Source organism: Chryseobacterium sp. JAH, from assembly GCF_001507335.1.
Classification (GTDB): Bacteria; Bacteroidota; Bacteroidia; order Flavobacteriales; family Weeksellaceae; genus Chryseobacterium.
The window spans coordinates 264029-280909 of record NZ_LMAH01000001.1 but is presented as its reverse complement, the minus strand read 5'-3'; the positions used below and the strand labels follow the sequence as shown (position 1 = coordinate 280909).

The window sequence follows — 16881 nt, the reverse complement described above, 5'->3', positions numbered from 1 at the left end:
ACTATTTATTATTGTTTTTTAATTTTTTCAACAATAATTCTACTGATTAATGATTAACCAACCATCAAATATATTAGATTATACAGATGTCTTTTTATGATTGAAATCACGAAGGGTGAAATTTGCACTTACATCTACCTAAAACCTTGTGGTATCTGTGTGGTAGCATATTAATTCACTATTAATAAAAATTCTTTTTTCTTTACAACTTGTTAAAACAGTCCTATTTAAACCAAATTATAAGGATAAACACAAATGTTTTAAAATTTAGATTTTTTATGATTAATGAAGACCTATTATTTTCTCATGGTGCAGATTGTAAAAATTTTAAAACCAACGAGATGATTTTTTCTGAAGGCGATACGCCTCAATATTATTATCAAATTGTGGAAGGAAAACTTAAAATAAACAACTTCAATGATCAGGGAAAAGAGTTTATCCAAGGGATTATTTCTGAAGGCGAAAGCATTATTACTCCACTCTTTACAGGAAGATCTTACCCCTTAAATGCTGTGGCAATTGAAGACTGTAAGTTAATCAGACTGCCCAAACAGAATTATCTTCAGTTATTAAAACAAAATCCTGAACTGTATGAAACGACTTTGAACTTTATTTCAGAAAGGATGTACTACAAGAACATCATGATGCAGAGTATGTCGTTCCAAAATCCTGAAAATAAGCTTAAAACCCTGATGAATTATCTTAAAGATCAGCATGAGGATCATTCGAAATATTCGTTCCAAATTCCCTACACCAGACAACAACTTGCCTCTCTTACTGGATTGAGTGTAGAAACCGTGATTCGGGTGACAAAAAATATGGAGAAAAATGAAATCCTCAAGATACAAAACAGGAAGATCTTTTTCTAATCCTTGATCTCCTTACTATCTAAATCTATCCGTTCACAATTAATCCACCATTGGGATGAATAACCTGTCCGGTAATCTGAGCAGCCTGATCAGAAGCCAAGAACAGAAAACTTGTAGCAATCTCATCTTCCGTTGCGTTTCTCTGCAATGGTGGTTTAGATTGATCTTCTTCCTCTTCCCCGAAAGTCTCTTCTGTCAGCGGTGTTGCCACTGGTCCCGGAGCCACAGCATTTACTCTGATTCCTTTTGGTTTAGACTGCAAAGCCAATGATCTTGTAAACGAAACAATTGCACCCTTGGTTGCAGAATAGTCCAAAAGTTCTTCATGTCCCTGATATGCTGTTGCCGAGGTTGTATTGATTACCGAATCTCCTTCCTTTAAATAAGAAAATGCAGCCTTCGTCAGTAAAATCATCCCAATAATATTAGAATTAAAAGTGGTCCGAATATTTTCTTCTTCTAAATTTTCAATAGTATCACAAGGAAACTGGGTACCCGCATTATTGACCAAGATATTTAACCCACCAAATTCTGAAACCGTTTTTTCGACGGCTTTCCTGCAGAATTCTGAATCGTTGATGTCGCCTTGCAGGATGATCGATTTTCTACCTATTGAAATGATTTCTTTCTGAACTTTCGCTGCACCTTCTTCATCGGTACGGTACATAATTGCAATATGCGCTCCTTCCTTTGCGAAAAGTAATGCTACTGCCTTCCCTATTCCGCTGTCAGCTCCTGTAATGAGGACTGATTTGTTTTCTAACTGCATTCTCGCTTGTTTAAAAATTAAATTATTTGATATTTAAAAGAAAATCTTTCGATTGTCAATTTTTACGGTCAGGTTCTTTTCCATTTTTTTAATGGTTCTTATTACCGTTTCGACACGAAGACCTGTAAGATTGGCAATTTGCTGTCTAGTAAGCTGTATCTGAAACGATAGCGGAATATCATCACTGTGAAAACTTTTTAAGTACTCCAATAAACCTGTAAGCCTGATCACTGGATCATTTGAAGCTAAATTTTGCATCATAATAAACTGATAATGCATTCTTTGAGACATACAGGAATTGATTTGAACAGAAGTTTCCGGATGCTTTTCCAAAAGATTTAAGAAGTTAGGTTTGGCAAGTTTAATCACTCGGCAATCTGTGATTGCTTCTGCATTAATAGGATATCTTTTATCTATGAAAAGCATAGAATCGCCGAAGCTCTGTCCAGAACCTAAGATATTATGTATGAACTCCCTGCCTTCACTATCCTGATTATTTTCTTTCACTTTCCCTTCTACAATCTGGAAGTAATACATCGGAATCTCTCCCTGTTGAAAAATCTTTTCTCCTTCTTTAAAAGATTTTATTTCACCTCCGAAGGATTTTAAAAGATCTTCGTCTAGTTTAGTACAGCTGATCGTTTTCATATCATTTTAATAGTTTTATTAGAATTTTATAGACATATTTTGTGCCAAAATGCTTACTGCGCCCTTACTGAATAACATAATAGATCAAGCTAATGATTTCCATTTTTTAACATAAATGTGAACTGAATTTTCATATTATCAAAATAATTAATTAAATATTATGATTTGAATCATAATTTAGTGATTCTGCTATAATTTATTATTGATTTTTTGATTATTTTAAAATATTTTCTATTTTTAATACCTTTTTCTGATTTTGGTTAGATTTTTGAAGTTGAAAAATCAGTTAGAAATTTTTTAACCAAGAGAAAATACCACTTCTCTTTTTTTATTACAATCACACTAAATATTAATATTATGTCAACAGAAAATTTAACGCACATCGAGGCGATTAAAAAAATCAAAGAACTTTCAGAAAAAGCTAGAATTTGTATGTTCGCAACAGATCTACAAACGTTACCAATTACTTCCAGACCTATGGGACTTCAGGAAACTGATGACGAAGGAAATTTATGGTTTATAAGTAGCGAAGAAAGCAACAAGAATTTTGAGATCAGAGATGACCGCAGAGTTCAATTGTTTTTTATGAACAACAGCAACTCAGAATATCTTTCAATCTACGGAGAAGCTTCAATTTATACTGACAGATCTACAATCGAAGAGAAATGGTCGGCGATGGCCAATGCATGGTTTGACGGGAAAGATGATCCTAACGTATCCATTATTCGTGTTGAGCCGAAACAAAGTTACTACTGGGATACAAAAGCTGGAAAGCTGATCAGTATGTTAAGTTTCGTTGCAGCAGCAGTTACCGGAAACAAAACTGATAATTCAGACGGTGTTGAGGGAAACGCTACTGTATAACAAGCCTACTTAAACCAGAAAAACTATGTAGCTATGATATTTGAAGACCAACCGCATGCTGTTCGCCAGGAAATGAACAGCATGCCACACGAAAACTTAAAATTCATCGCCAATATCATCAACTTTACCGGCGACAAATCTTTTATTCTTACTTCTCTGCAAAAAATTCAGAACAGTACTCTGTGTGAAATTAAACGAAATACGATCGATAAATTTATCAAAGAATACGCTTTGAATTTTAACGGATTTGTTGAAAATGACATCACCCTACACCACACCTCAAACAAACAGGTTTGCCCTGTATTTGCAAAAAAATCTTTTGAGAAAGTAATGATGGAACAGGAATATCTGAACCGGCTGGTGAGTATTTTGAATATGGATTAAACTATTATTTGTCTGTTATAAAGTTTTTCCTTGCCAACTCTTTCCGTACACGACTTAAACTTTCAGGTGTAATACCAAGGTATGATGCGACCATCCATTGGGGAACTCTGAGTAATAAATCAGGGTACATTTTAATGAATTTTAAATATCTTTCTTCAGCAGTTTCACCAAGCAGCGAGTTGATGCGGTCTTGTAAACTCTTGACGTGCTTTTGAAGAACTAAATCATTTTTTTCAATGCTGTCAGGAAATTCTTCGAGAAGATTATTAAAAAAATCACGTTGCAGAACAGAAACTTCAGAATCCTCTACCGCTTCGATATAGTAATTTGATTTTTCATTAAAGTAGAGACTGCTTCGGTCACCAATCAGCCAGTTTTCCGGAGCAAACTGAATAATGTGTTCTTTACCGTTTTTGTCAATGGAAAACATTCTCAAAAGTCCTTTCTCTACAAAAAAAGTATTACGGCAAACTTCACCATATTGCAGCAAAAGCTCTCCTTTAGCGACTTTCTTTATTTCATATTGCACACTGCAAAGGCTTAATCGTTCCGCCGGAACCTCTAAAACTTTTGCTAAATAGTTGGTCATATTACTCATGAGGTTATCTGGCTTAAAGTGATGTCCTGGTGAGAGGCATTATTAATTTCATTACCGTTTTCTATAACGATCAATTGAGGACTTTCATGCCGTATTCCGAAGTCTTCAGCAATTTTGTTTGAAATATTTCTATGTGCCAGAAGATCCAGAAAATAGAATGTAGTGCCATTTTCCTGTGATTCTTCAATCTCTTTTTCAAAATTTCTTAATACCGTTTTGCTGATAAAACAGCTTGTTGAATGTTTGAAAATGGCAATTTTCGCTGTATAGGATTTTTTAATTGCCTCTTCTAAATCTTTTTCAGATTCTATCATGTTCCAGAAAGATTTAGACTGGTTTTCTTCCTGTTTGCCTCCAAATATTTTATCAAAAAAACTCATACATAAAATTGTTTCAAGTGGTGATTGAGGTGTTTGTATTCTAAAAATCCCCAATCCTGTTCTTTCATCTTTCCAAAAAGGGCATGGTCATCTGGTAACAGATGATTTTCGTAGGCCTTAATGTAATCGTTAAGCGTGTTCAGTAGATTTTTTTTTGCAACCTCAAAATCACACTCAAAATTAACGATTAGTTTTTGAAAACTCGGCATATTCGGTGGAATTCCGTTATTAAAAATCTGAATTTCTTTTTTTGTCAGAATTCCAATAGCTCTCAAAATAAAATTAGGTTTCTGGAGGACTACTTTTTTTAAAGGAACCTGTAAAATAAGCTCGCAGTGCGTCAGCATTTGGGCAACCTCCATCCTGCCCCATTTTCTTTGGGAGCTTTGGCTCAGTTTGGAAATTCTTGTCACAATTTCTTCAAGATCTGTTCTGTTGTGAAGACTTTTTTTTACCAACCTTTTTCTTTCTTTAAATTCTCAATGTGTGTAAAATGATGATTGCAATGCCAGGAGTACAGTGCCAGATAATATCTTAGATTATGGTCGTTTTCTTTTTCAGGATGACGGAAAGTTCTTTCAAATTGTTTATTGGTCAATGTTTTCAGTAAAACATACCATCTTTGATGGATTCCTTTCAACATTCTCATGGCAGGCTTTACAGGCATATTGACACTGTCTTGAAGTTCAGCCCATTTTGTTTCATCGTAGGGTTTTATTGTAGGATTATCTTCTGTGAGAGCCAGTTTAAAACGGATAAAACTGTTTGCGTGACTATCTGCCAGATGATTGATAAGTTGTCTTACCGTCCAGCCAGCTTCTCTGTAGGGCGTGTCTAGCTGTTCATCAGAAAAATCTTCAATCAGTTTTTTCAGTTTTTCAGGAAAGTTTTTGATCACTTTGATGTGGCTGTCTAGCTCGATGTCGCAACCGGTATTATTTTCGTGAAATTTGCCGATCGGAAATTTTTTGATATCTCTATTATTCATGACTTTTTAAAATTGTTAAAAGATGTGAAACAATTACTGCATTATCGTCTTTCAGATAATATAGCATTTTATTCTGATAATAATCATTTTTGGAATAGACCATAAAATAATGATAATAATTTTTAATTTCTAAATCTTTGAACAGTAATTCTTTATTATTAAATTTAATTCTGTCTGCTGAAAACTGGATTCCACACAAGAAAAAATCTTCTTTTTCCTCAATCTTCTTTAAAAAGCTTTCTGTCATGTCATCTAAATAAAGACACCATAATTTATCTATGATGTCACAAAATAGTTGATGTTTTTCTTTTAATTTTCTTCTGTAGAATAGTTTGAAATTGATCTTTACTTCTTTACCTGATTTTGACTTAATGAAAATCTGATATTCTCGTCCAATGTAAAATTCTAAACCTTTTATGAAATGAATTCCGTATCGAATACCACTAATATCTTCTTTATTAATGATTTTAAAAAGGTCTTTCTTGTTATCTTTACTTTCAAACTTGATATAGTTTCCATTGATTATCAATTGCCTTTTTCTTCCATCAAACAAACCGCGAACGACAGTGAAATTTTCCATAATAATGATTTGTTTAACTCTAAATTTCCAGCAATTTACTCTGATAAGTTTTTCGTAAAAATATCAATAATTGCGGAATGTAAATGTGAAAAAAACTTTAAATCTAATTTTTTTTTACCGAGAAGATCAAGAATAAAAAAACTTCAATCTATTACAAAATTGAAGTTTATATTAAAGCGTAATGAAGGTTTTAATAACCATGTAAATCAATACCTTCAGTTCTTTGTAAAGTTACTTTCTTTCCCATCTTCTTCTGAATCACTCTGAAATGCTGTAATTCGTCATTGGTCAGAATATTGATGGCAGTTCCTTTTTCTCCTGCACGCCCCGTTCTACCGATTCTGTGAATATAATCTAAAGGCGAACGTGGCAACTCGTAATTAATCACACAAGGCAAAGATTCGATGTGAATACCACGACCAATTAAGTCTGTTGCGACCAAAATCTGAGCACCATTTACTTTAAATTCTTCTAAATTATTTCTGCGGGCACCTTGCGATTTCTGACTGTGAATAGCGACTGCTTTGATTTTATTTTTCTTAAGCTTTTCAACCAAATTATCTGCTGATTTTGTAGATGAAACAAAAATAAGGGCTTTTTCAACTTTCTTTTCTTTAATCAAGTAACGCAAAAATGGCCCTTTGTTTTCCGGAGCAACATGATAGGCCAATTGCTCAATATGGTCGATTTCAACTTCTTCTTTTTTTATTTCAATCAATGTGGGATTCATTGAAATACGTTTCTTCATTTCAGAAACCTTGTCATCTAAAGTTGCAGAGAATAACGTTGTTTGCTTCATTACAGGCATCATTCCCAAAAGTTTATCCATCTCTTCCCCGAAACCTAGCTGAAACATTTTATCGGCTTCATCGATTACCAAATGTTGAATTCCTGAAATACTCAATGCGTTATGGTCGATCAAATCTAAAAGACGACCAGGCGTCGCGATAAGAACTTCAACTCCAAATAATCCTTTCATCTGCGGATTGATAGAAACTCCGCCATATACTGCCATTGTACGAATCTCACGCTTCAGATTTTCTGTGAAGGTTCTGAAAACTTCATCAATCTGAATCGCCAATTCTCTTGTAGGTACCAATATCAAAACCTGAACATTACGGTCTTTTTTAACTTCTGCATTTTGTAATTTCTCTAAAATAGGCATTACAAAACAAGCTGTTTTCCCAGAACCTGTCTGTGCAATTCCCACCAAATCTTTTCCTTGTAAAATAACAGGAATAGCCTGCACCTGAATCGGAAATGGTTTCAGGTAGCCCAACTTTTTAACGGAATGAATAATATTGCTTGATAATCCTAACGACTCGAATGACATATAATACGTATTTCCTGCAAAGATAAGCTATTGGGAATTGAAGAATCTATTTTAAACTCAAATTCTCTCCCAAACACGCTGAATATTTAAAATGCCGTTTTGTCCGATATTTAAAATTTGGACAATTTTTTGAATATTATATTTGTAATAAATTGTAAAAAATTCAATCATAATAATACGTATGAAAAAAGCACTTATAATAGTCGATGTTCAGAATGACTTTTGTGAAGGCGGAGCTTTGGCTGTTCCGGGAGCAAACGAAATAATTCCCTACATCAATCTTCTGATGGAAGAAAATGAATATGACCAAATAGTTCTTACACAAGATTGGCATCCTTCGAACCATAAAAGTTTTGCTAGCAACAATGCCAAAAAAATAGGTGAAAGCATAATTTTAAACGGCGTTCCACAGTTTATGTGGCCGGATCACTGTGTGGAAGGAACTTTCGGGGCAGAATTCCATCAAGATTTGAACAGAGAAAAAGTCACTCACATTGTTCAGAAAGGGAAGAATACAGAAATTGATGCCTACAGCGGTTTTCAGGACAATAACCATTTTATGAAAACAGGTTTAGATGATTTCTTAAAATACCATGATATTCAGCTGGTTGAAATTGTAGGTTTAGCACTAGATTACTGTGTGAAATTCACAGCTACGGATGCTGTGGCAAATGGCTATGTTACATGTCTTCATTTTAATGGCACTCGTGCAGTCAATGTAAAACCAGATAACGGTAAAGATGCTATCTTTGAGATGATTCAAAAAGGGGTAACGGTTTTAGGATAAGCATATAAGTTTTTGAGTGATGAATGGTAAGTTAATTCTAGACACAACTAAACTGATAATTTACTACACAAAAAAGACGCAGAATTATTTTCTGCGTCTTTTTTATTTTAAACTTAAAACCTCTGTTTTAAAGCATTTTCAAATTGTTCACTTCTAAATCTGTAAGGATTCTCCAATGTCCTCTTTTAATATTTTTCTTCGTCATGCCGGCAAACATTACTCTGTCTAATGCCTCAACTTCGTATCCTAATCTTTGGAAAATTCTTCTGATAAGACGGTTCCAGCCGATGCTGATTTCCATTCCAATTTCATTTCTCGGCTTCCCTTCTATAAACGAAATTTGATCCACAACTGCAATACCTTCTTCCAGACGAATCCCTTCTGCAATCAGTTTCATGTCTTCATTGGTCAATTTCTTATCCAAAGTTACATGGTAGATTTTTTTAGAATCAAAAGATGGATGCGTTAATTTCTTAGTCATGTGTCCATCATTGGTCAAAAGGATAACCCCCGTTGTAGAACGGTCTAATCTTCCTACCGGGAAAAGACGATATGGCGATGCATTAGCAACCAAATCCATTACGGTTTTTCTTGCTTTGTCATCTTTTGTTGTAGAAATATATCCTTTAGGTTTATTCAAAAGTACATAAACTGGTTTTTCCGGAGTGATACCCTGTCCGTCGAAAACTACTTTATCTGTCTTTTCAACTTGATATCCCATTTCGGTTACCACCTTTCCATTAACTTCTACCAATCCCTGAATAATCAGGTCATCTGCCTCTCTTCTGCTGCAAATTCCTGAGTTTGCGATATATTTGTTAAGACGAATCGTATCTTTATGAACGTCTTTTTCAACCTTTTTGAATCTTCTTTTTTGTACAAAAGATCTTGCTCTGTCGTCATCTCTGTCAGTTTCGCTGCCAGGTCTTCTTCCGTATTTTAAGCTTCCTCTTTCGTATTTATCTCTGGTATTAGTACTTCTTACACCTCCCCTTTTTGATCCGAAAGATTTTTTTTCTTCACCTTTATTGGATACAAATGGTTCCTTTTCAACTTTTGAGTATTTTTTTTCCATTCGACTCTCATAGCTAGTATCAGATCTCCTAGAATCAGGTTTCGAAAAAGGTGTAGAGCTGTCTGTATCTCTATCTCTTGGCTCAAAACTTCTTCCGCCAGTTTTAGAGAAAGGCTTTTTAAAAGATTTTGAATCTGAAGAATTTCCAGATTTAGGAGAGCGAGGACTGTCCGAATTTCTTGTTGAAGATCTCGGTTTTTTTGGTCTTCCTGAATTATTATTGTCTCTGCCCATTTCTAAATATTTTTGCAAAGATAGTGATTTAGTTACGAGTTAGAAATTAAGAATCATAACTTTGTGCAATTGTTTGCTTAATATTTTAATTAAAAATCAAAAAATGATTACTTTTTTAGACCACAATTTTTCTCAACTCAATGCTTTTATTACCGAAAACACATTCAGCAAAATTTTCATTCTTGTCGATGAAAACACTCATGAATACTGTCTTCCAGTACTGTTGGGGAATTTGGAAACAGAAATAAGTTTTGAAATTTTGGAAGTTGAGCCAGGTGAAGAAATGAAAAATATTCAGACCGTTACTCAATTGTGGGAAATTTTAACAGAGATGCAGGCCGATAGAAAGGCTTTGATTATCAATCTTGGAGGAGGTGTAATCACTGATATGGGTGGTTTTATAGCTTCTACTTATAAAAGAGGAATTCAGTTTATCAATATTCCAACCACTCTATTATCAATGTGTGATGCCTCTATTGGCGGAAAAACAGGAATTGATCTGATGCATTATAAAAATATGGTCGGGACATTTAGTTTTCCGGAGCAGATTCTTGTGTATCCTCAGTTTTTAGAAACGCTTCCTTATAAAGAACTGCGAAGCGGCTTTGCCGAAATGCTGAAACATGGTTTGATTGCAGACAAGGCTCATTGGGAAAATTTAATTCAGATTCAGAAATTAGATGTTGAGGGTATTCTTCCACACATTCAAATTTCGATGAATATTAAACAGGAAGTGGTGGATAAAGATTTTCATGAAAAAAATATAAGAAAGACTTTAAATTTTGGGCATACAATCGGGCATGCGATAGAAAGCTTATGTCTTGCAAAAGAAAATCCTATTCTCCACGGTGAGGCTGTAGCTCTCGGAATGATTTGCGAGACTTATCTATCATATCTGGAGGGTTTAATTACTGTAGAAGATTCTGAAGTAATTATAGAAAACATTCAAAAATATTATTCGTTCGTAGATCTAAGTCAATTTGAAGATAAAGATATTTTCGAACTTTTATTAAATGATAAAAAGAATATTGAAAGCAAAATCAATTTTTCTTTACTGTCAGGAATTGGTTCTTGCGTTTTTGACCATCAATGTACCACAGAAAACATCCAAAAATCACTACTTTTTTATAAGAAACTTAGCGGATTTTAAAATTCTGCGCTCATTTTCAGCTTAAAATCACATTTATTTTTAGTTTATTTAAACAAATGTTTGTTTTTGTAATTATCTGATATTTAGTATTTTGTATTCGTATTTGGCTTTTATTTAATTTATTGCGACCTGATTTTTGTCATATTTTTTGTCTTTGGCAAACAATTTGAAAGATACCATACGTCAAACTCAAAAAATTTGACAGTAAAATTTAAAATTAGGAAAATAGTAAATATTAAAAATTTAAAGTTATGAAAAAGTTAATTTTAGGACTAGCGGTTACAGCAAGTTCATTAGCATTCGCTCAGACAACGACAACTACTACAACTACCACAAGATCGACATCTTCATCAGATGTAAGATTTGGTATCAAAGCAGGTATGAACGTTTCATCATTATCAGATGATGGGGCATTGGAGGATCAAGGATCTAAAATAGGATTTAACGCTGGTGTTTTTGCAACAATTCCAGTAGCTGAGTCTTTTAGCATCCAGCCAGAGGTTATATACACACAGTATGGCGATAAATATGATTACAGAGCTCCAATTACAAACGATAGAATTTCTTATGCGAGACATTTGGATTACGTTGCAGTTCCATTAATGTTCCAATATAATTTTATTCCAAATCTTTATGTTGAAGCGGGACCGGAATTTGGATTTTTAGTTAGTGCTAAAAATAAACTTAAAAACGAAAGCAACAATGATCCTTTAAATACAACAGGAGATTATAAAGATCAATTAAACACATTCAATTTAGGTATTGGTTTAGGTGCTGGTTACTATTTCACAGACAATATCGGTTTGACTGCTAGATATACAGCGGGTGTTACAGATGTTGCTAAAGACAGACCAAACGGTTCTGATGCTATAAGAAATAACAATTTTGCAGTTGGTTTAGCATTTAAATTCTAGAAAGTTAAACAATCTTATTTCAATAAAAAAGGTCAGACTTAATATTAAGTCTGACCTTTTATTTATTTAATGAATCTTAACTAAATAATTCTATCTCCTCTCCCTTTGCAACAGGATATTCTTCTGTGAAGCATCCAAAACAGTGGTTTGAAGAACCTAAAATCTCTTTAAGATTATCTGTACTCAAAAATTCTAAAGAATCTACTCCCAAATAGTCTCTCAACTCTTCGGTAGACATATTTGCAGAAATCAAATCGTCTTTAGATGGAGTATCAATTCCTAGGTAACATGGTGCAATAATCGGCGGAGAAACACTTCTGAAGTGAATTTCCTTAACACCCGCTTCTTTTAGAATCTTAACCAATCTCTTAGAAGTTGTTCCACGAACGATAGAATCGTCGATGATTACAACTCTTTTACCCTTGATTTCAGAAATAATCGGGTTCAATTTAAGGTTCACAACCCTTTCTCTCATTTCCTGAGTCGGTACGATAAAACTTCTGCCAATGTATCTGTTTTTAATCAAAACCGGACGGAAAGGTATGCCAGATGCTTTTGAAAAGCCAATTGCTGCCGGAACTCCTGAGTCAGGAACTCCAATTACGATATCAGCTTCTACAGGAGCCTGTTCCCAGATTTTTTCTCCGGACTTTTCTCTGATTTCGTATACATTGATGTTTTCTAATGTAGAATCGGGTCTAGCGAAGTAAATGTATTCAAACGAACAAATTCTCTGCTTTCCTCTTTCCTCATTCACCATGTAAGAGTTTAGTTTACCAGGCTCGTTTTCGTTGGTGTAAATAATTTCTCCTGGAAGAATATCACGTACATATTGAGCTCCAACAGCGTCTAATGCCACAGATTCTGAAGCTACAACGTATGTTTTTTCGTCAACAGCACCCAAAACCAGAGGTCTGATTCCGTTGAAATCTCTGAATGCAAAGAATTTATTTCTCGTCATTCCGACAACGGAATATGCTCCTTCAATTTTTTCCATGGTTGCTTTAATAGCCCCACGTAAGCCAAGATCAAGATTTTTTTGAATTAATCTTAAAATAACCTCAGAATCTGAAGTGGCTCTGAAAACTACGCCTTCAGCCTCCAATTCTGTCTTCAGTTCTCTCGCATTAGTTAAGTTACCGTTATGAGCGATTGAAAGTATAATCTGGTCATATTCGTTTTTAGCAAAAAATGGCTGAAAATTATATTTCTTTTTGTCTCCTGCGGTGGTGTAACGGGTGTGGCCGATTGCAGAATTTCCCATAAAAGTTTCAGGATCCTGAATCTCTTTATAAACATCCAAAACCAAACCTTCATCTTTCATATTGGTGATTTTTCCCTCTTTAAGAACAGAAATACCACAAGCTTCCTGACCTCTGTGCTGCAAAGCAAAAAGCCCGAACTGTGAAAGAGAAAACGTATCGAGATCATTATCAGAATACATTCCGAAGATACCACACTCTTCGTTGGGAGCGTCTAGTCTTTCTTCTTCCTGCGTTCTGAAAAGATTTCTTCCGTAGGTTTGAGTCTCAAACTGTTTTAAATATTCACTTTTATGAATGTCTAAACTTTTCATTTCTATTTTTCTAAATTTGTTGGATGTCAGATGTCGGGTGTTGGGTGGAAATCATCACACATCCAACATCCAACACCCAGCATGTTACTTGTTAAGCAAAGTTTTCAGTCTGTTGTAGATCTCTACGTAAGCTTCAGTTACTTCACCAAGATCTCTTCTGAATCTGTCTTTATCCAACTTCTTCATGGTGTCTTTGTCCCAAAGTCTACAAGTATCAGGAGAAATTTCGTCTGCTAAGATGATTTCACCGTCAGAAGTTTTACCTAATTCGATTTTGAAATCAACCAAGATAATGTTCATTTTGTCGAAAAGATCGATCAAAATTTCGTTGATATCTGAAGTTAATTCATACATTTCATCAAGCTCTTCATAGGTAGCTGCACCTAAGAAAACGGCATGGTGATCATTGATAAGTGGATCTCCCAGTTCGTCTTTTTTGTAGCAGATATCAAAGATAGTCACCGGAGATTTAATTCCTTCTTCAACTCCTAATCTCTGAGCCATGCTTCCTGCAGAATAGTTTCTTACCACCATTTCCAAAGGAATAATAGATACTTTTTTTACCAATTGTTCTCTTTCGTCCAATTGTTTAATGAAATGAGTTTTAATTCCTTTTTCATTTAAATATTCAAAAATAAGAGTGGTGATAGCATTGTTCATTTCACCTTTCAAATCAACCGATCCTCTTTTTTGAGCATTAAATGCTGTAGCATCGTCTTTGAAACGAACGACTACTTGATCAGGATTATCGGTAGCAAATACTTGTTTTGCTTTCCCTTCGTACAACATTTCTTTCTTTTCCATTTTCTAAATGTCTTATTAGTTAGATTTATATTATTTAATTAAAATTCCTGTTAAAACGGCAATTCCAAAGCTCAGTAATGTACCTATAAGAACATATTCTGTGAGTTTTCTCTGCTTTGCCTGCGCAAGATCACTGAATCTGAAAACAGATTTAGCTGCTACCATAAAACCTACACCTTCCCAATGATTTACCATAATAAAAGTAAAAACCATTAAACGTTCTAAAATTCCTATATATTTTCCGGCACTTGATAAAGATTCGGTCTGTATGTTGGTTTGTGTCTCGGGAGCGGGTGTCCACGAAGACAATAATGTTTTAATAATAATTGATGACGGAGATGATAAAAATACTATGGCTACTATTATTTTTAAGAAGTTATGATCTTTTAAAAAGTCAAAATTAAACTCATCAAAATAAAAAGAAACTCCAGCAATCACCGCAATATGTAAAAACTGATCGATGAAAAACCATCTTTTTTTAGTCTTTATATTCTGAAAATAAAGCTTTGCAGCATCTATGATCAAATGTGAAACTCCTACCAATACTGCAATCCACCATAATTCAAGATTCCAAAGTGAAATAAAACTTAAAACCGTGTGAATCAGAACATGAAGGTACAGATATTTACTCTTCATTTTTTTATTTTCTTTATCTGAAACCCAAGCATTTGGCTGGAGAATAAAGTCTCCGAGTAAATGTGCCAATATGAGTTGTATAAAGATCATGTTAGAGTTCTGAGATTTTCTTTCTAAAATATTGATTGGTTTCTACGATCAATTCGTAGTTAGCGCGCTTTAATCTTTGACTTACCGATGATTGTGATATGGCAAATTTCTTTGCAAGATCTTCCTGTGTAATATCATTGTTCATAATCATTTCATGAATGATTTCAGAAGTCGCCATCGTCCAGCTGTCAAAATCTTTTGAAGCCCATTTAAGTAAAATATTGAGATCTCTGTCTAAAGAATCATTGGATGTTTTGATAGAAACAGTATGGCCGTCACTCTTTAAGTCATTTAATAATCTTCCTGAGTATACGTAAGCTGTACCATTTGATTCTGTGACTTTTTCGGATGAGAAGTTTTCCTGACCGATACCGATCGCAATTCTTACGTCTAAATTTTCCTGACTTCTAATAAGAGATTTAATGGCTAGGAAACGCCAGAATACGTCATCGATATCACATTTAAACTGAAACTCGTCTCCTCTGTAGATTTCCCATGTTTGTGGAGCACTTCCCCACTTTTCAAGAAGATTTTTTAGTTTGGTAATCCAAACTTCAGTGTCTGCATGCTGCGAATTTATAATATCACCGGTGATGACCGCTATCATTTTGCAAATATAAGCATAAATACTTATATGTAAAAATTATAAGCAGATACACTTATAGATATTAATTATTAGTGAATCTACTTATATCAATATCAAATTTTCATCAATGAAAATTTCAGATAATCAAAATATATCTTAAAATTTTATCTTCATAAAATTGGCTTTCACTGTGTATAAATTTATTTTTAGAACGAATAATTTTCTTTAATCTAATAATGTAATTAAAAGTATAAAATACTGAAAATTAAAATATTATGTGGAAATTTTAATCTGAGTAATAATTCTTTTTCGTATTTCGGCAATTTAAGTATCTTTGGGCATTAACTATTATCTAATATGAATACAGAAACTATCAACAACATTAAAATGATAGCTGAAACAGCAAAAGAATTTGCTGAGAAAAATATCAGACCCAATATTATGGAATGGGACGAAAGTCAGACTTTTCCTAAAGAATTATTTCATCAATTAGGTGATATGGGTTTCATGGGAATCGTAATTCCTGAGCAGTATGGTGGTTCTGGATTGGGTTATCATGAGTATGTGACTATTTTGGATGAGATTTCTCAGGTAGATCCTTCTATCGGACTTTCTGTAGCAGCTCACAATTCATTATGTACCAATCATATCTATGAATTCGGAAACGAAGAGCAAAGAAATAAATGGCTTCCGCAGTTAGCTACCGGTAAAGTAATCGGAGCTTGGGGATTGACAGAACACAATACAGGATCTGATTCTGGTGGAATGTCTACCACTGCTGTGAAAGATGGTGACGAATGGGTAATCAACGGTGCTAAAAACTTCATTACTCATGCAATTTCAGGAGATATTGCTGTTGTGATGACAAGAACAGGTGAAATTGGTGCAAAAAATAATTCAACTGCTTTCGTTCTTGAAAAAGGAATGGCTGGTTTTACTTCTGGTAAAAAAGAAAATAAATTAGGAATGCGTGCTTCAGAAACTGCTGAACTTATCTTTGATAATGTTCGTGTACCAGATTCTCACCGTTTGGGGGAAGTAGGTGAAGGTTTCAAGCAGGCAATGAAAATATTAGATGGTGGTAGAATTTCTATTGCTGCTTTAAGTTTGGGTACTGCAAGAGGAGCTTATAAAGCTGCTTTGAAATATGCTCAGGAAAGAAAACAGTTTGGGAAAGCGATTTCTGAATTTCAGGCGATCAATTTTATGCTGGCAGATATGGCTACAGAAATTGATGCTGCAGAATTGTTGATTCAAAGAGCTTCTACATTGAAAAATGCTAAACAGAAAATGACGAAAGAAGGTGCGATGGCAAAATTGTATGCTTCTGAAGCTTGCGTTAGAATTTCTAATAATGCAGTTCAGGTTTTTGGAGGTTATGGTTATACAAAAGACTTCCCTGCTGAGAAATTCTACAGAGATTCTAAACTTTGTACAATTGGAGAAGGAACTTCAGAAATTCAGAGATTGGTTATCGGTAGAGAGATTACTAAGTAATTTATAAAATAGCACATGCGTAAGTATGTGCTATTTTCATTCATAAAGGAATTAATTTAAATCATATTTAATGTAATGCATAATATTTTAAATTGATTGTCCAAATTTTTCTTAAAAAA

At 34.1% G+C, this 16881-nt stretch carries 20 protein-coding genes; 7 read left to right on the top strand and 13 right to left on the bottom strand.

Annotated elements, in window-relative coordinates; genetic code table 11:
• Positions 1 to 278 precede the first annotated feature (278 nt).
• Positions 279 to 869: a Crp/Fnr family transcriptional regulator gene (locus AR685_RS01350; protein ID WP_047444066.1), complete on the top strand. Its 591-nt coding sequence runs from the start codon at positions 279 to 281 to the stop codon at positions 867 to 869.
• A 25-nt stretch (positions 870 to 894) separates the two neighbouring features.
• On the opposite strand, the gene AR685_RS01345 is transcribed toward AR685_RS01350, so the two are convergent.
• Positions 895 to 1638: an SDR family oxidoreductase gene (locus AR685_RS01345; RefSeq protein ID WP_059123491.1), complete on the bottom strand. Its 744-nt coding sequence runs from the start codon at positions 1636 to 1638 to the stop codon at positions 895 to 897.
• 33 nt (positions 1639 to 1671) lie between these two features.
• A complete protein-coding gene (locus tag AR685_RS01340) occupies positions 1672 to 2286 on the bottom strand; it encodes a Crp/Fnr family transcriptional regulator (protein ID WP_059123490.1) in 615 nt (204 codons plus the stop codon).
• A gap of 357 nt (positions 2287 to 2643) precedes the next feature.
• On the opposite strand from AR685_RS01340, the gene AR685_RS01335 reads away from it, so the two are divergent.
• Positions 2644 to 3150, top strand: a complete 507-nt coding sequence (locus tag AR685_RS01335; protein ID WP_047444063.1) for a pyridoxamine 5'-phosphate oxidase family protein — start codon at positions 2644 to 2646, stop codon at positions 3148 to 3150.
• Between the two features lie 33 nt (positions 3151 to 3183).
• Positions 3184 to 3534: a hypothetical protein gene (locus AR685_RS01330; RefSeq protein ID WP_131777582.1), complete on the top strand. Its 351-nt coding sequence runs from the start codon at positions 3184 to 3186 to the stop codon at positions 3532 to 3534.
• A gap of 4 nt (positions 3535 to 3538) precedes the next feature.
• Here AR685_RS01330 and AR685_RS01325 read toward each other — a convergent pair whose 3' ends face one another.
• The 6 genes from AR685_RS01325 to AR685_RS01300 form a co-directional block, all read right to left on the bottom strand.
• Entirely contained in the window at positions 3539 to 4132 is a 594-nt protein-coding gene (locus tag AR685_RS01325) for a Crp/Fnr family transcriptional regulator (protein ID WP_059123488.1), read from the bottom strand.
• The gene (gene ytxJ / locus AR685_RS01320; RefSeq protein ID WP_047444060.1) at positions 4129 to 4512 is read right to left on the bottom strand and encodes a bacillithiol system redox-active protein YtxJ; all 384 of its coding nucleotides are present in this window, start codon (positions 4510 to 4512) and stop codon (positions 4129 to 4131) included. Before ytxJ ends, AR685_RS01325 begins: the two co-directional genes overlap by 4 nt.
• Positions 4509 to 4970 carry a DUF1569 domain-containing protein gene (locus tag AR685_RS01315; RefSeq protein WP_047444059.1) on the bottom strand — a complete coding sequence of 154 codons (462 nt, stop codon included), beginning with the start codon at positions 4968 to 4970 and terminating at the stop codon, positions 4509 to 4511. Before AR685_RS01315 ends, ytxJ begins: the two co-directional genes overlap by 4 nt.
• The gene (locus AR685_RS01310; RefSeq protein ID WP_047444058.1) at positions 4964 to 5500 is read right to left on the bottom strand and encodes a YfiT family bacillithiol transferase; all 537 of its coding nucleotides are present in this window, start codon (positions 5498 to 5500) and stop codon (positions 4964 to 4966) included. Before AR685_RS01310 ends, AR685_RS01315 begins: the two co-directional genes overlap by 7 nt.
• Entirely contained in the window at positions 5493 to 6080 is a 588-nt protein-coding gene (locus AR685_RS01305; protein ID WP_059123487.1) for a hypothetical protein, read from the bottom strand. The genes AR685_RS01310 and AR685_RS01305 overlap by 8 nt, the downstream gene beginning before the upstream one ends.
• A gap of 190 nt (positions 6081 to 6270) precedes the next feature.
• The gene (locus tag AR685_RS01300) at positions 6271 to 7413 is read right to left on the bottom strand and encodes a DEAD/DEAH box helicase (protein WP_059123486.1); all 1143 of its coding nucleotides are present in this window, start codon (positions 7411 to 7413) and stop codon (positions 6271 to 6273) included.
• 181 nt (positions 7414 to 7594) lie between these two features.
• Here AR685_RS01300 and pncA point away from each other — a divergent pair, with 181 nt between their 5' ends.
• A complete protein-coding gene (gene pncA / locus AR685_RS01295; RefSeq protein WP_059123485.1) occupies positions 7595 to 8200 on the top strand; it encodes a bifunctional nicotinamidase/pyrazinamidase in 606 nt (201 codons plus the stop codon).
• Between the two features lie 127 nt (positions 8201 to 8327).
• Here the strand turns inward: pncA and AR685_RS01290 are convergent, their stop codons facing one another.
• The gene (locus AR685_RS01290) at positions 8328 to 9275 is read right to left on the bottom strand and encodes a pseudouridine synthase (RefSeq protein ID WP_052187903.1); all 948 of its coding nucleotides are present in this window, start codon (positions 9273 to 9275) and stop codon (positions 8328 to 8330) included.
• Between the two features lie 337 nt (positions 9276 to 9612).
• On the opposite strand from AR685_RS01290, the gene aroB reads away from it, so the two are divergent.
• Positions 9613 to 10659 (top strand): 3-dehydroquinate synthase, encoded by a 1047-nt coding sequence (aroB, locus tag AR685_RS01285; protein ID WP_059123484.1) that lies wholly within the window; start codon positions 9613 to 9615, stop codon positions 10657 to 10659.
• 251 nt (positions 10660 to 10910) lie between these two features.
• Positions 10911 to 11573 (top strand): porin family protein, encoded by a 663-nt coding sequence (locus tag AR685_RS01280; protein ID WP_059123483.1) that lies wholly within the window; start codon positions 10911 to 10913, stop codon positions 11571 to 11573.
• Between the two features lie 76 nt (positions 11574 to 11649).
• Here the strand turns inward: AR685_RS01280 and purF are convergent, their stop codons facing one another.
• The 4 genes from purF to AR685_RS01260 form a co-directional block, all read right to left on the bottom strand.
• Complete coding sequence (gene purF / locus AR685_RS01275) at positions 11650 to 13149, bottom strand: amidophosphoribosyltransferase (protein ID WP_047444051.1); 1500 nt, start codon at positions 13147 to 13149, stop codon at positions 11650 to 11652.
• Positions 13150 to 13233: 84 nt separating this feature from the next.
• Entirely contained in the window at positions 13234 to 13953 is a 720-nt protein-coding gene (purC, locus tag AR685_RS01270; RefSeq protein WP_047444050.1) for a phosphoribosylaminoimidazolesuccinocarboxamide synthase, read from the bottom strand.
• Positions 13954 to 13983: 30 nt separating this feature from the next.
• Positions 13984 to 14679 (bottom strand): DUF3307 domain-containing protein, encoded by a 696-nt coding sequence (locus AR685_RS01265; protein WP_059123482.1) that lies wholly within the window; start codon positions 14677 to 14679, stop codon positions 13984 to 13986.
• Position 14680: 1 nt separating this feature from the next.
• On the bottom strand, positions 14681 to 15286 hold the full coding sequence (locus AR685_RS01260) for a SatD family protein (RefSeq protein WP_047444048.1): 606 nt from the start codon (positions 15284 to 15286) through the stop codon (positions 14681 to 14683).
• A gap of 336 nt (positions 15287 to 15622) precedes the next feature.
• Here AR685_RS01260 and AR685_RS01255 point away from each other — a divergent pair, with 336 nt between their 5' ends.
• Positions 15623 to 16762, top strand: a complete 1140-nt coding sequence (locus tag AR685_RS01255) for an acyl-CoA dehydrogenase family protein (protein WP_047444047.1) — start codon at positions 15623 to 15625, stop codon at positions 16760 to 16762.
• Positions 16763 to 16881: the final 119 nt, after the last annotated feature.